Genomic DNA, 13,942 nt, shown 5'->3' with positions numbered 1-13,942 from the left:
GGAGATCCGCGTCTAACGGGCCGGCTGCAGGTGGCGGGTATCTACTGCGAACGGGGCCAAACGTCAAGGTCACGGCTCACCCGTCCAGCGTCCCTCGTCCCCGGACGGACTACGGCAGAGCCCATGCGAATCAACGGTTTACCGGGCCGGGTCGAGCGTCCTCCTGACGCTCGGACCGACCTCACCACCCGCCTCACGCTGACGGCGCCCGCAGGAGGCGCGTCAATCGGCCCGGTCGACCATGGAAATGCCCGGCAACGGCACCACGAACTTTCCGCCGTCAGCGAAATAACCGGCATGCTTGGCCCGGATCGGGTCGACGTAGCGCCAGGCGAACACGACGACGAACGCCGGCTTGCGCTCGTAAAGGGCGGCGGGCGGCAGGATCGGGATGTCGTAGCCGGGGCCGGCCATCACGTTCCCCTTCTTGGGATCGTCATCCACCAGGAAGTCGATCTTGCCCTCCAGGCCGAACTGCGGAAGCAACGTCGTGGTGCCGACGGAGACGCCATAGCCGGCGACAGATTGACCGCGCGCATGGGCGGCATCGGCCATCGCGACCAACTCGTCGCGAATCGCCGCGATCCGCTTCACATAGGGCGCATAATAGGCCGGCTGATCGACGCCGAGCCGGTCTTCCTCGGCGATGAACCGCGCGACCTCCGCCGACGGCTTCTTCGCGCCGCCCGCGCGCTGCACCGTCACGCGGATCGAGCCGCCCTTGGTCCAGATGTGCTGGACGTCGATCACTTCCATCCCGAGCCGCGCGAAGAAGCGCGTCAGCGGCTTGATGTTAAAATACGACAGATGCTCGTGATAGACGGTGTCGAGCAGGTTCTTCTCGGTGACGTCGACGCCATATTGCGTTTCGAAGACGAACAACCCGTCCGGCGCAAGCACGTCGCGAACCCCGATCACCAGCGGATCGAGATTGTCGACATTCGCGATCATGTTGTTGGCGATCACGACGCTCGCCGCACCATGGCTTTTCAGGATGCGGTGCCCGACAGCGTCGGTGAAGAAATCGCCGATGGTCTCGATGCCCGCCTCAGTCGCGCGCCGCGCGATGTCGACGGCGGGATCGACGCCCAGCACCCGCATGCCACGCTCCTTGAAGAAGCCGAGCAGCGATCCGTCGTTGCTGCCGAGTTCGACCACCAGCGAGCCCGGCGCGATTCCGAAGCGGCTGACGACGTCGCTGGCATAGCCTTCGAAATGCTGCCGCAGGCCGAGCGAGAGCGAGGTCGTGTAGACGTAGTTGCGGTACTGGACCTCCGGATTGCCGACATGGAGAATCTGGAGGTGGCCGCAGTCCCTGCACAGATGCAGCGCCATCGGCACCGCGGCCCTGAAGACGGGATCGTCAACGCTGGCGTCCGGCACCTGGAAGTTCGGCGTGCCAATGGGCATGCCGGCCATCGGGACGACCAGCTCTTGCTTGTCCGAGTGACAGAGGCGGCAGGTATGACGGACGTAGAACAGGTTTTTCATCGTGGAACCGGAAAACGGAGAGATGCGCGCAGGTGGGGCAATCCCACCCTGTGAAGATCAGATGGACAGAACTGGTTCAAGCGGGTCAAGGGTGGCTCGATACCTCCTCGGCCTTCGCCAGCCCGTAGTTCGGTGATTCTTCCGCAGCCTTCGCCGCCTTGTCCGCGGAATACGAGCCGCGCTCCGGACTTGCCAGCCAGATCACGCCGCCTGCAAGACCGATGACCACGCTGACGGCACCCAGCAGGAGCGAAACCGACAGCGCCTCCTCGGAAGGAACGCCCGCAAGGCCAAGGCAGGCGACCATGGCCCCCTCGCGAACGCCCCAGCCGCTGATCGAGATCGGAACGGCCGTCAACAGCACCACCGGCGGAATCAGGATGCCGGCGTCCAGCACCGAGAGCTGCGCTCCGACGCCGCGCGCCAGGACGTAGCAGGCCGCTGCCGTCGCGAGATGGATGAGGAGCGCCGATCCGAGCAGCAAACCGCGGCATTCGGATCGCACGAGAAGAAACCTGACGAGCGTTCCGAACCGGACGAAGCTTGCGATCGCGGGAAGCGCGATGAAACGCTTCGGCAGGCGATCGAGCGTCAACAGGACCACGGTGCCGGCGACACCCGCCAGCGTCAGCCCGCCGATCGCCAGGATCGCGGCCTCGTTGGACACGCGCGACATCAGGAGCGGCAATCCCGCCGCCATCAGCACGATCAGCCCGATCAACGCCGTGAAACGGTCTGCGGCAACCCCCTTGACCGCCTCCGGCCACTGCACGCCACGCTGGCGCAGCAGCCATATCCGAACCGCGTCACCGCCTACCGACGACGGCAGCACCTGATTGAACCAGAGGCTGATCATGAGTATCCGCCAGCCGGCGAACCAGTCCAGCGACACGCCGAGCGCACGCATGATCAGCTCCCACCGGCCGTTGAGCACGAAGGTCTGAAAGAAGATCAGCGCCAGCGCGAGAGCGAACAGGAAGGGGTCGACGGAGACGAGATGAGTCCGCAACCGGCCCAGATCGAGGCCGCGCGCGATATAGGCCAGCACCGCGATCGACAGCAACAGCTTCACCGAAAACAAAGCTGTCTGTTTAAAGCGCGACTGCATCCGATACCCGCCTCAGGACGCCGGGTATTCCGCGCGACCGATGACGAGGTCGATCGCTGCCATCATCCAGAACTGGTGCGTGGTCTCGACAATGTTGTAGCTGCGGCTGTCCACCCAGAAATTGACGTCGCCGAGATTACGCAGGGGATTGTCCGCATTCATGCCCGACATCGTAATCACATCGAGCTTCATCGAACGCGCCTGCGCGACCGCATTGAGAATGTTCTTCGAGCGCCCCGACGAACTGATCGCAACGAGGCAGTCGCCGGCGCGGGCGCTCAGCCGCACGGCGTGCGCGATCCAGTCCTCAAAACCGTAGTCGTTGGCGAGGCACGACATCATGCTTGCATCGCTGAAGCACAGCGCAGGCACCGATGCGTTCTTTGCGAGGTCGATCGCCAGATGCGAGGCGATGCCGGCCGAGCCGCCATTACCGATGAAGATGACTCGACCGCCCTGCTCGCGCGTGCGCAACCAGGCCGTGCGAGTGGCAGAGATGCCGGCAAAAACACCGTCGTCAATCGCCGTCGCGCGATGAAGGCGTCCGACGTAATCGTCGAGGAAAGCCTTGTGATCGGGATCGAGAGATTCGGCGGGCATGGCGTGACGGCTCGACTGCAACATGACGCCCTGATACCGGCTATTACTAGCGATTGCAAAGGTATAATACTTGCAAAAGTTGCGACCGACTGTTAGTCGGCTTCAGGGTTTCACTCAACATTGGCGACGCCCGCAGGGCATTCGCGCTACGGATGTTCCTATGAAATGCATCGTCACTGGCGGCGCCGGTTTCATCGGCAGTCACCTCGTTGATCGCCTCCTCGATGACGGCCACGAGGTGATCGCGCTCGACAATTTCGTCATCGGACGTTCCGAAAATCTGTCGTCGCGCGCCGATTCGAGCCGGCTGAAGATCGTCCGTGCCGACGTCACTGACCGCGAGTCGATCAGCCCGTATTTCTCCGGTATCGATTGGGTGTTTCACCTCGCGGCACTCGCCGACATCGTTCCCTCGATCGAATCGCCGATCCCGTATCACCGCGCCAATGTCGACGGCACGGTCAACGTTCTCGAGGCTGCGCGGGAGGCAGGCGTCAGCCGCTTCGTGTATGCGGCGTCGTCGTCCTGCTACGGCATCCCCGACATCTATCCGACGCCGGAGAGCGCCGAGATCCGGCCGATGTACCCCTACGCGCTCACCAAGAATCTCGGCGAGCAGTGCGTCATGCACTGGTGCCAGGTCTACAAGCTTCCGGCGGTGGCGCTCCGTCTGTTCAACGTGTTCGGGCCACGCCATCGCACCACGGGGACCTATGGTGCCGTGTTCGGCGTGTTCATGGCGCAGAAGCTCGCCGGCAAGCCTTTCACGGTGGTCGGCGACGGCGAGCAGACCCGCGATTTCACCTTCGTCAGCGATGTCGCCGACGCCTTCGTCACGGCAGCGCGTTCCGACGTCTCGCACGAGATCTTCAACGTCGGCTCGGACAACACCTACAGCGTCAACCGGCTGGTCGAGTTGCTCGGCGGCGACAAGGTCCACATTCCCAAGCGCCCCGGCGAGCCCGACTGCACCTACGCCGACATCACCAAGATCAAGCGGGTCCTGAAGTGGACGCCGAAGGTGAAATTCGAGGACGGCGTCGCGACGATGCTGAAGTCGATGGACCAGTACAAGGACGCTCCCCTGTGGACGGTGGACAAGATTGCCGACGCCACCAAGGACTGGTTCAAATATCTCGGTGACGACAGCGATTCGGCGCCCGGTACCCCGCAGAAGGCAAGCTATTGAACAGGTTCGCCGGGTATCATTACCGCGAATCGATCAATTTCGGACCAGCCGGCTGAGGCCGGCCGGCGCTTTTGGGTAACTCACATGGGCAATTCTGCGACAGACAAGGCGGCCGTCCATCCGGCGCCGCACGAGAAGATCAAGACGATCGAGGAACTGGGAGCGGTCGCGCGCGCCGCGCAGGCCGAGGGCCGCACCGTTGCGCTCTGCCACGGCGTGTTCGATCTGGTGCATCTCGGCCACGTCCGGCACATCCTGGCGGCGCGCAACGAGGCCGACGTCGTCATCGTGACCGTTACGGCCGACCGTTTTGTCAACAAGGGCCCCGGGCGGCCGATCTTCCCGGAGAACATGCGCGCCGAGATGCTGGCCGCGCTCGGCACGGTCGACTGGGTCGGCATCAACCAGACATCGAGCGCCGAGCCGATCCTCGATACCGTGCGCCCCGACATCTACGTGAAGGGTTCTGACTACGAAAACCCCGAGGATGACGTCACCGGCAAGATCGCCACCGAGCGAGAGGCCGTCGAACGTCATGGCGGTCGCATCGTCTTCACGCGCGACGTGACCTTCAGCTCGTCGTCGCTGATGAACCGCTACTTCGACATCTACGATCCCCCTCTGCGCGACTACCTCCAGAAGGTGCGCGAAGGCGGTGGCGCCGAACGACTGCTGAAGCTGATCGACAAGATCCAGGACATGCACGTCGTGCTGGTCGGCGACACCATCATCGACGAATACCAGTACGTCACGGCGCTCGGAAAGGCCTCGAAGGAAAACATCGTCGCCACCCTGCTCAAGAACGGCGAGCAATTTGCCGGCGGCGTCATCGCCGCGGCCAATCACGTGGCGAGCTTCTGCAAGTCGGTGGAGATCGTCACGACGCTGGGTGGCAACGACTACCCTGAAGAGTTCATCCGCGCCCATGTCCGCCCGAATGTCACGCTCACGCCGATCCGCGTTCAGGGCCGTCCGACGACCCGCAAATTGCGATACGTCGAGCTGGGCTATCTGCACAAGCTCTTCGAAGTCTACACCATGGACGACACGCCGCTCGACGAGACCGAGCGGACGGAGATCGACCGCATCACCGCCGAGCGCGTTCGCGGCGGGGATGTGGTGATCGTCACCGACTTCGGTCACGGCATGATCGCACCCAGCACGATCGACACGCTGATCGCGAACTCCAGGTTCCTGGCGATCAACGCCCAGAGCAACAGCGGAAACCACGGCTACAATCTGATCACGAAGTATCCGCGCGCCGACTACATCTGCATCGACGCGCCGGAAGCGCGCCTGGCGGCCACCGACAAGTTCAACGACATCGCATCGGTGATCGAGAACGGCCTGCACCGCAAGATCGACTGCAACAACATGATCATCACGCACGGCTCCTTCGGCTGCTACCCCTTCTCGTCGAAGACGGGTGTCGCGCGTGTCCCCGCTTTCACCAAGACCGTCGTCGACACCGTCGGCGCGGGCGATGCCTTCCTGACGATCACGGCGCCGCTGGTTGCCGCGGGGGGCAATATCGAGGACGTCGCCTTCATCGGCAATGCCGCAGGCGCGATCAAGGTCGGCATCGTCGGTCACCGCAACTCGGTCGAAAAGGCCCCCCTGGTCAAGTTTGTCACCGCGTTGCTGAAGTAGCGCAAAGAATTCTGGAGAACGACAGTGATTGATCAGAAATGGAACGTGATGGTCACCGGTGGCGCCGGCTATGTCGGCAGCGTGCTGGTTCCCCACTTGCTGGCCGCGGGCCACAAGGTCACCGTGCTCGACCTGTTCATGTATGGCGAATCCGTCTTCGACGCGGTTCGCAACAATCCGAATCTCCGGCTGATCAAGGGCGACATCCGCGATGAGGCCGCGATCAACGAGGCCCTGCGCGGCAACAACGCGGTGATCCACCTCGCCTGCATCTCCAACGACCCCTCGTTCGAGCTGGATCCGGCGCTCGGCAAGTCCATCAACTACGACTGTTTCCGGCCGATGGTGCGCGCCGCGAAGAAGGCGGGCATCAAGCGCTTCATCTATGCCTCCTCCTCGAGCGTCTACGGCATCAAGGACGAGGCCGAGGTGACCGAGGAGCTGTCCTGCGAGCCGCTCACGGACTACTCCAAGTTCAAGGCGATGTGCGAGACCGACCTTGCCGACGAGGCGGCGTCCGGGTTCGTCGCGTGCACCGTTCGTCCCGCCACCGTCTGCGGCTACGCACCGCGGCAGCGGCTCGACGTCGTCGTCAACATCCTGACCAATCTCGCGGTCAACACCGGCCGCATCCGCGTGTTCGGCGGAACGCAGCGCCGGCCCAACCTGCACATCGAGGACATGTCCGCGGCCTATCTGTTCCTGCTTCAGCAGGACGACGCGAAGATCGACGGAAAGACCTACAATATCGGCTACGAAAACCACTCGCTCATGAAGATCGCCGACATCGTGAAATCGGTGGTGGGCAACAACGTCGACATCGCGGTCGAGCCGACCGACGACCTGCGCTCCTACCATGTGTCCTCGGAGAAGATCCGCCGCGAACTCGGATTTGCGCCGACGCACACGATCGAACAAGCCGTGTCCGGACTGGTGGACGCCTTCAAGGCCGGCCGCCTGCCGAACTCGCTCAACGACCCCCGGTACTTCAACATCAAGATGATGCAGAATATCAGCCTGAAGTGAGCGGCGTGCGGATCGGCATCGATTTCGACAACACAATCATCTGCTACGACAAGGTCTTTGCCGCCGTCGCGCGTCAGCGCGGGCTGGTGCCCGAGGGCTGGGAGGGGCCGAAGACCGATGTGCGGGATCATCTGCGATCCCGCACTGGCGGCGAGCTCGCTTGGCAAGGGCTGCAAGGCTTCGTCTACGGCAAGGGCATTGGCGGCGCCGAAATCTATCCGGGCGTGCGGGAATTCCTGGCGGCGTGCAGACAGGCTGGCGCGAAGGTGTACATCGTCAGCCACAAGACCCGATTCGGTCATCAGGATCCCGACCATACCGACCTGCGTGAAGCCGCGCGCGGCTGGCTGCGTGGTGCCGGCCTGATCGACGCTACGGATGCGGCGGTGGCTGCCGGCGACGTGTATTTCGAGGACACGATGGCCGCCAAGGTCGAGCGACTCGTGAGCCTGGAGCTCGACATTTTCATCGACGATCTCGTCGAGGTGTTCGAGCAACCGCATTTTCCGAAGGGCACGCGATCGATCCTGTTCACGCGTTCGCAGCCTCCCCACCCCGACCACTGCAAGCCGATCGCGACATGGACCGGCATCCGCCACGAGGTGTTTGCGGAATGAGCGAGCCCGAGATCAGCGAGCCGGATGCAATGGCGATCGGCAGCCGCCTGGCCGGAGCGCGGGTCGCGGCCGCCCAACCGGCGCGGGCCGGCGGCAACAACAGGGTGTTTCGGCTGGAGATGGCGGAGGGACCGCCCCTCGCCCTCAAGCATTATCCGTCCGACGGGCGCGATCGCCTGGGACAGGAATATGACGCGCTGTCGTTTCTGTCGCGCCACGGCATCATGTCGACACCGCGCCCGATCGCGAAGGATTCGGGTGCGTTCTGCGCGCTGTATCAATGGTTCGACGGCGAAGCGGCGGTGCTGCGCCCTCAGGACGGCGATGCCGATCAACTGGCTGATTTCCTGATCGCGTTGCAGAAACTGCGCAACGCCGACGGGGCGCAAACTTTGCGGAACGCTTCGGCCAGCATCTTCTCGCCCGAGGAAGCCGTCGCCCAGTACGAGCAGCGCCTGGACGGACTGAGGCGCGCTTCGGATGATCATCCGGACCTGCGCGCGTTCATGGACGACAGCCTGGTTCCCAGCACTGCCATCGCGATTCGGCGGCTCCGCCAGCGCTATGCGGAACTCGGCCGGGATCCCGCAGCGGACCTTGCGCCCGCGCATCGCGCGTTGAGCCCGTCGGATTTCGGACTACACAATGCGCTGCGCGCCGCGGACGGCCGGCTGCGCTTCATCGACTTCGAATATTTCGGCTGGGACGATCCGGTCAAGCTGGTGTCGGACACCGCGATTCACCCCGGTAGCAATCTGCCTGAAGCCAAAGCAAATCGATTGACCGAACGCCTCGCGCAAGCCTTCGCGGCTAGGGATGACGCGTTTGCGATCCGCCTTGACGTACTGTATCCTCTCTTTGGAGCGATTTGGTGCCTGATTGTCCTGAATGCCTATTTGCCGGAAAGCCGCTCCCGGCGCGCCTTGGCTGCGCAAGGTGGCGACCTGACGGTCCGCCTCGCCGGTCAGCTCGACAAAGCCCGCCAGCTCCATCAAACGATTTGCCAACGTGATCCAGATCTCACCCCACGCTGAAGCCGCCCTCACCTGCACGCTCGACGAGCGCAGCCTTTACCTGCGCCGCCTGGTCCTCGGTTCTGTCCGTTCGGCGGGACGCGGACATGTCGGTCCGGCCCTGTCGCTGATCGAGATGGTCCGCGTGCTCTACGACGATGTGCTGCGGATCGATCCGAAGAACCCGCGCGATCCGAACCGCGACCGCGCGATTCTCAGCAAGGGACACGGTTGTCTGGCGCTCTACGCGCTCCTGGCCGATCGCGGCTTCTTCCCCCTGTCGGAGCTGGACGGCTTTTGCGGCCCGGACAGTATTCTGGGCGGACATCCCGAATACGGAATGGTGCCTGGGGTCGAGGCCTCGACTGGCGCGCTTGGACATGGTCTGTCGATCGGTGTCGGCCTTGCGCTCGCCGCACGCATGCGCGAACGCACTTACCGCACCTTCGTCCTGCTCGGCGACGGCGAGATCAACGAGGGATCGGTGTGGGAGGCGGCGATGGGCGCGGCCAAGCCCGGGCTCGACAACCTCGTCGCGCTGATCGACTACAACAAGCTCCAGAGCTACGGACCCACCGACTACGTGCTGCCGCTGGAGCCGCTTGCGGACAAGTGGCGCAGCTTCGGCTTTGCCGTGCAGGAGCTCAACGGCCACGACGTCGGCGCCCTGCGCACCGTCCTGAAGCAAGTCCCGCCCGTTGCGGGGAAACCCACCGCGATCATCTGCCATACCGTCAAGGGCAAGGGTCTGCCGGCCGCAGAATCCAACGCCGACTGGCATCACAAGAACAAGCTGACCGACAGCGAGCTCGACGCGATACGCGTTGCTGTCGGCGATTTTTGATCGGCACCCCATGCGCAACACCGCCATGAACATGGTCCACAAGCTCGCCGCGCGCGACGAGCGTGTGCTTTACATCGGCTCCGATCCCGGCGCGGGCACCTTGCGCGCGATGAGCAAGGAGTTTCCGAAGCGCCATCTGATCGAAGGCATCTCGGAAGCGCACATCATCGGCATGTCGGCTGGCCTCGCGATGGAAGGCTTCGTGCCCTACGTCAACACAATCGCGACATTCCTCACTCGCCGCTGCTACGAGCAGGTCGCCGTCGACCTCTGCCTGCACAATCTGCCGGTGCGGCTGATCGCCAATGGCGGCGGGCTCGTCTATGCGCCGCTCGGCCCCACCCACCAGGCGATCGAGGACATCGCCATCATGCGGGCGCTGCCCAACATGACGGTGGTCTGCCCGTGCGATGCCGACGAGGCGGCGCGCATGATGGAGCAGACCCTCGACTGGAAGGGACCGATCTACATCCGCCTGGGCAAGGGCGGCGATGCCGTCGTCTCGAAGGCCGAGCACGGCTTTGAGATCGGCAAGGCCATCCTGATGCGGCCGCCGGGTGACGTCCTCATGGTGACCACCGGAATCATGCTTCAGCGGGCGCTGGCTGCAGCCGACCTGCTGGCGGCACAAGGCGTCCGCGCGGGCATCCTGCACATGCATACCGTCAAGCCGCTCGACACCGAGGCGCTGCTGCAAGCGATCCGCGGCATCAAGCTTGTGGCAACTCTCGAGGAGCATGTCCCGTCCGGCGGCCTCGGCAGCGCGGTCGCGGAGACGCTGATCGACAAGCTCGGGGCAGGCCTGCCGGCGATGCTGCGGCTGTCGCTGCCGGACAGCTTCATGCACAATTACGGCTCGCAGGACTCGCTGCTGAAGAAGCACGGGCTTTCCGCCGGCGCCATTGCCGCCTCGATCGAGCGCGCGCTTGCCGCCTCGCACACCGCCTCCCCTCAACTCCATTCCACCTGACGGGCCACATGTACGACGTTCGATATTCCTATCTGCTCGAGCAATTCTCCGATCCTGCCCCCATCCTGGCCGAGATCGGCCGGCTGGTCGCGACCGGGGACTTCACCCTTGGCAAGCCCGTCGCCGAATTCGAGAAGCGCTTTGCCGAGCTGATCGGCGTGCGCCACGCCATCGGCGTCGGATCGGGCACCGACGCGCTCAAACTGCCGCTCAAGGCGCTCGGCATTGGCCATGGCGATGAAGTCATCACCGCCGCCAATACGTTCATCGCGACCGTCGGCGCCATCGCGGAGACCGGGGCGAAGCCCGTGCTGGTCGACTGCGACGATTCGTTCTGCATGAACGTCGACTATGTCGAAGCCGCGATCACAGCGAAGACCAAGGCGATCATGCCGGTTCAGTTGACCGGCGAGGTCACCGACATGGGCAAGCTGATGGCGATCGCGCAGCGCCACAACATCCCCGTCGTCGAGGACGCCTGCCAGGGCATCCTGTCTGAGTTCGCGGGAAAGCGCTCCGGCACCCACGGCATCGCGGCCGGCTTTTCCCTGCACCCGCTCAAGAACCTGAACGTCTGGGGCGATGCCGGCGTCGTCGTCACCAATGACGACGGCATGAACGAGAAGCTCCGGCTCATCCGCAACCACGGCATGAAGAACCGCGACGAGATCGCGATCCTCGGCTGCAACTCGCGGCTCGATTCCTTGCAGGCCGTCGTCGGCAACTGGCTGATCGGCCAGACCAGCGAGATCACGCGGCGCCGGATCGAGAACGCGGCCTATTACGACGCAGGCCTCGCCGGCCTGCCCGGCCTGCGCGTCCCGCCGCGCCGGCCCAACGTGAAGCACGTCTATCACCTCTACATGGTGTTCGCCGAACGCCGCGACGAGCTTTACAAGTACTGCCTGGACAACGGCATCGAAGCCAAGATCCACTATCCGATCCCGCTGTATCAGCAGGAAGGCCTCAAGCATCTCGGTTACGCCCCCGGAACGTTCCCGGTTACCGACCGTCATGCCAAGGAAGTCATCAGCTTCCCGGTGGACCAGCACCTGACACGCGCGCAGCAGGACCGCGTCATCGAGACTGTTCGGAAGTTCTGCCATGGACGCTGACACCGGCCGCCGGCGCATCGGTTACGTCAACCTTCCGGCGCAATTCGAGGAAGAGCGCGCCGAGATCATGCAGGCGGTCGAGGGCGTGTTCCAGCGCGGCGATTTCATCGGCGGTGCGGCGGTCGGAAAGCTCGAAGAGGAATTGTCCGCCTATCTCGGCTCGCCGCATGTCGTGACGCTGAATTCCGGCACCGATGCGCTGATCCTCGCGATGAGGGCGCTCGACATCGGTCCCGGCGACGAGGTCATCACCCCGCCGAATTCGTTCGTGGCATCGACCGCCGCGATCATCGCAGTCGGCGCCTCGCCGGTCTTTGCGGACGTGCTGCCGGACCAGAACATCGATCCGGCCGCGGTCGAGGCCGCCGTCACGCCGCGGACCAAGGCGATCATGCCGGTGCACCTGACCGGGCGCATGGCCGACATGAACCCGCTGATGGCGATCGCAAGCAAGCACGCCCTCGCAGTGATCGAGGATAGCGCGCAGGCCGTCGGCTCGACCTATGACGGGCGAATGAGCGGCACCATCGGAACCTTCGGCTGCTTCTCCGCGCATCCGCTGAAGAACCTCAATGCCGCGGGCGATGCCGGCTTCCTCGTCACCGCCGACGCCGAGCTTGCCGCACGAATTCGCCGCCTGCGTAATCACGGTCTGATCAACCGCAGCGACGTCCAGGAATGGGGCATCGTATCGCGGCTCGACACGCTGCAGGCCGAGCTGCTTCGCATTCGCCTGCGCAACCTGCCCTCGGTGATCGAGCGCCGGCGGCGCAACGCCGCGCAATACCGCGCCGAGCTCGCAGGCCTGCCGCTGTTCATTCCGCCCTGCCGCAACATCGAGTTCAACACGTTCCACACCTTCGTGGTGCAGACCGACCGCCGCAACGACTTCCAGAAATATCTTGCCGACAACGGCATCGAGACCGCGATCCATTATCCGGTCCCGATCCACCTGCAGCCGGCGGCAGCGCATCTGGGTCATGGTCGCGGCGCATTTCCGGTGACCGAGCAGCAGGCCAACCAGATCCTCACCCTTCCCATCAACCAGTTCCTCTCGGCCGCCGATATCAGCTATATCTGCGCGACCGCCCGGGAGTACTTCGCATGACGGATACGGACTTCCTCGAGGCCGATGAGCAGGCGCTGGCGCAGCGCTTCATCGACGATGGTTTTGTCACCACGCCGGCCGACGACCGCGCCGGGCTCGACCGCATCCAGCGGCGCGCCGCCGAACTCGCGGCGGACTATCTCAAGCTGCCGCACAGCAACGATCCCTATGCGATGCTCGACACCATCCACACGCGCGTGAACGTGGATGATCTCAACGGATTGCGGCTGCACGTCTTCAACGGCCTCAACGCCGAGCCCTGGTTCCGGCCGACCTATTTCCGTCTGGCGCGCTCGACGATCGAGACCATCGTCGGCAACGAGCTCTGCATGCAGCGCCGCGTCAATCTCAGCATCCAGCTTCCCGGCGACAGCTCATCGCTGCTCGCCACCCATTCCGACGTCTGGTCGGGGGACTCGCCGTTCGAGGTCGTGGTGTGGGTGCCGCTGGTCGACGTCCGCCACACCAAGTCGATGTACCTGCTGCCGCCGTCCCTGAACGGCGAGATGCAGGACCGGATGGCCAGCCTGCGCAGCGCCGAGGAGCTGTACAAGACGATCAAGCCGCACGCGACCTTCATCGAGATCCCCTACGGCCACGTGATGCTGTTCAACCAGACCCTGATGCACGGCAATCGCATCAACGAGGAGCCCGGCACACGCTGGAGCATGAACTGCCGCTTCAAGAGCATCATGTCCCCCTACGCGGACAAGCGCTTCGGCGAATTCTTCGAACCGATCCTGCTGCGCCCGGCGACACGGGTCGGCATGCAATACAAGCTGCCCGGAGGCTTCCATGGCTGAGCGAGCCGGCCATCGCGGCTATATCGGCGCCCGCCCGCTGAACGGCAGCCGTACCCCGCAGCACGTCCAGAACATCGTGATCCGCGACTATGCCCGGCGGAAGAACCTGCACTATCTGCTCAGCGCCGCCGAGCACACCATGCCCGGCAGCTACATGGTGCTCGAGGATATCCTGGATGAGCTGCCGAGGCTGCGTGGCCTGATCCTTTACAGCATCTTCATGCTGCCGCCCGACGAGGCACGGCGGCGGGAGATCTACGACCGCGTGCTGCGCGAGGGCTGCGATCTGCACGCGGCCGTGGAGGAGATCACGCTCTCGTCGCAGAAAGACATCCAGGCCGTCGAGGACATCCTGCTCGTCAATAAATTCGCGACCATCCTGTGACGATGCCGCGGACCGGTTGACGA

At 64.1% G+C, this 13,942-nt stretch carries 14 protein-coding genes; 11 read left to right on the top strand and 3 right to left on the bottom strand.

The genetic code is table 11. The annotated features are described in order from the left end of the window. Nucleotides 1-222: 222 nt before the first annotated feature. From EI171_RS20675 to EI171_RS20665, 3 genes are all read right to left on the bottom strand, one after another. Nucleotides 223-1,491 carry a class I SAM-dependent methyltransferase gene (locus EI171_RS20675; RefSeq protein ID WP_110116377.1) on the bottom strand — a complete coding sequence of 423 codons (1,269 nt, stop codon included), beginning with the start codon at nt 1,489-1,491 and terminating at the stop codon, nt 223-225. Between the two features lie 85 nt (nt 1,492-1,576). After that, entirely contained in the window at nt 1,577-2,563 is a 987-nt protein-coding gene (locus tag EI171_RS20670; RefSeq protein WP_246740636.1) for a lysylphosphatidylglycerol synthase transmembrane domain-containing protein, read from the bottom strand. A 48-nt stretch (nt 2,564-2,611) separates the two neighbouring features. Next, nucleotides 2,612-3,199: an SIS domain-containing protein gene (locus EI171_RS20665; protein ID WP_231166508.1), complete on the bottom strand. Its 588-nt coding sequence runs from the start codon at nt 3,197-3,199 to the stop codon at nt 2,612-2,614. Between the two features lie 160 nt (nt 3,200-3,359). On the opposite strand from EI171_RS20665, the gene EI171_RS20660 reads away from it, so the two are divergent. From EI171_RS20660 to EI171_RS20610, 11 genes are all read left to right on the top strand, one after another. Continuing rightward, complete coding sequence (locus EI171_RS20660; protein WP_011088169.1) at nt 3,360-4,388, top strand: SDR family oxidoreductase; 1,029 nt, start codon at nt 3,360-3,362, stop codon at nt 4,386-4,388. An 84-nt stretch (nt 4,389-4,472) separates the two neighbouring features. Continuing rightward, nucleotides 4,473-6,038 (top strand): PfkB family carbohydrate kinase, encoded by a 1,566-nt coding sequence (locus EI171_RS20655; RefSeq protein WP_011088170.1) that lies wholly within the window; start codon nt 4,473-4,475, stop codon nt 6,036-6,038. Between the two features lie 24 nt (nt 6,039-6,062). After that, a complete protein-coding gene (locus EI171_RS20650; protein WP_028171385.1) occupies nt 6,063-7,064 on the top strand; it encodes an NAD(P)-dependent oxidoreductase in 1,002 nt (333 codons plus the stop codon). A gap of 5 nt (nt 7,065-7,069) precedes the next feature. Continuing rightward, nucleotides 7,070-7,681 (top strand): hypothetical protein, encoded by a 612-nt coding sequence (locus EI171_RS20645; RefSeq protein WP_246740594.1) that lies wholly within the window; start codon nt 7,070-7,072, stop codon nt 7,679-7,681. Then, entirely contained in the window at nt 7,678-8,715 is a 1,038-nt protein-coding gene (locus EI171_RS20640; protein WP_161534558.1) for an aminoglycoside phosphotransferase family protein, read from the top strand. The genes EI171_RS20645 and EI171_RS20640 overlap by 4 nt, the downstream gene beginning before the upstream one ends. Beyond that, complete coding sequence (locus EI171_RS20635) at nt 8,690-9,538, top strand: transketolase (protein ID WP_161534557.1); 849 nt, start codon at nt 8,690-8,692, stop codon at nt 9,536-9,538. The genes EI171_RS20640 and EI171_RS20635 overlap by 26 nt, the downstream gene beginning before the upstream one ends. 10 nt (nt 9,539-9,548) lie before the next feature. Next, a complete protein-coding gene (locus tag EI171_RS20630) occupies nt 9,549-10,508 on the top strand; it encodes a transketolase family protein (protein ID WP_060907973.1) in 960 nt (319 codons plus the stop codon). Between the two features lie 8 nt (nt 10,509-10,516). Beyond that, nucleotides 10,517-11,623, top strand: a complete 1,107-nt coding sequence (locus EI171_RS20625) for a DegT/DnrJ/EryC1/StrS aminotransferase family protein (protein WP_011088176.1) — start codon at nt 10,517-10,519, stop codon at nt 11,621-11,623. Continuing rightward, nucleotides 11,613-12,731 carry a DegT/DnrJ/EryC1/StrS aminotransferase family protein gene (locus EI171_RS20620; protein ID WP_161534556.1) on the top strand — a complete coding sequence of 373 codons (1,119 nt, stop codon included), beginning with the start codon at nt 11,613-11,615 and terminating at the stop codon, nt 12,729-12,731. Before EI171_RS20625 ends, EI171_RS20620 begins: the two co-directional genes overlap by 11 nt. Next, nucleotides 12,728-13,534 carry a sporadic carbohydrate cluster 2OG-Fe(II) oxygenase gene (locus tag EI171_RS20615; RefSeq protein WP_161534555.1) on the top strand — a complete coding sequence of 269 codons (807 nt, stop codon included), beginning with the start codon at nt 12,728-12,730 and terminating at the stop codon, nt 13,532-13,534. Before EI171_RS20620 ends, EI171_RS20615 begins: the two co-directional genes overlap by 4 nt. Continuing rightward, nucleotides 13,527-13,919: an LIC12192 family sporadic carbohydrate cluster protein gene (locus tag EI171_RS20610; RefSeq protein WP_011088179.1), complete on the top strand. Its 393-nt coding sequence runs from the start codon at nt 13,527-13,529 to the stop codon at nt 13,917-13,919. The genes EI171_RS20615 and EI171_RS20610 overlap by 8 nt, the downstream gene beginning before the upstream one ends. The last annotated feature ends 23 nt before the right edge of the window (nt 13,920-13,942 follow it).

Origin of the sequence: Bradyrhizobium sp. LCT2, assembly GCF_009931255.1 — a bacterium.
GTDB lineage: Bacteria > Pseudomonadota > Alphaproteobacteria > Rhizobiales > Xanthobacteraceae > Bradyrhizobium > Bradyrhizobium diazoefficiens.
The sequence above is the reverse complement of the archived record's forward strand: the minus strand, read 5'-3'. Positions and strand labels throughout refer to the sequence as shown.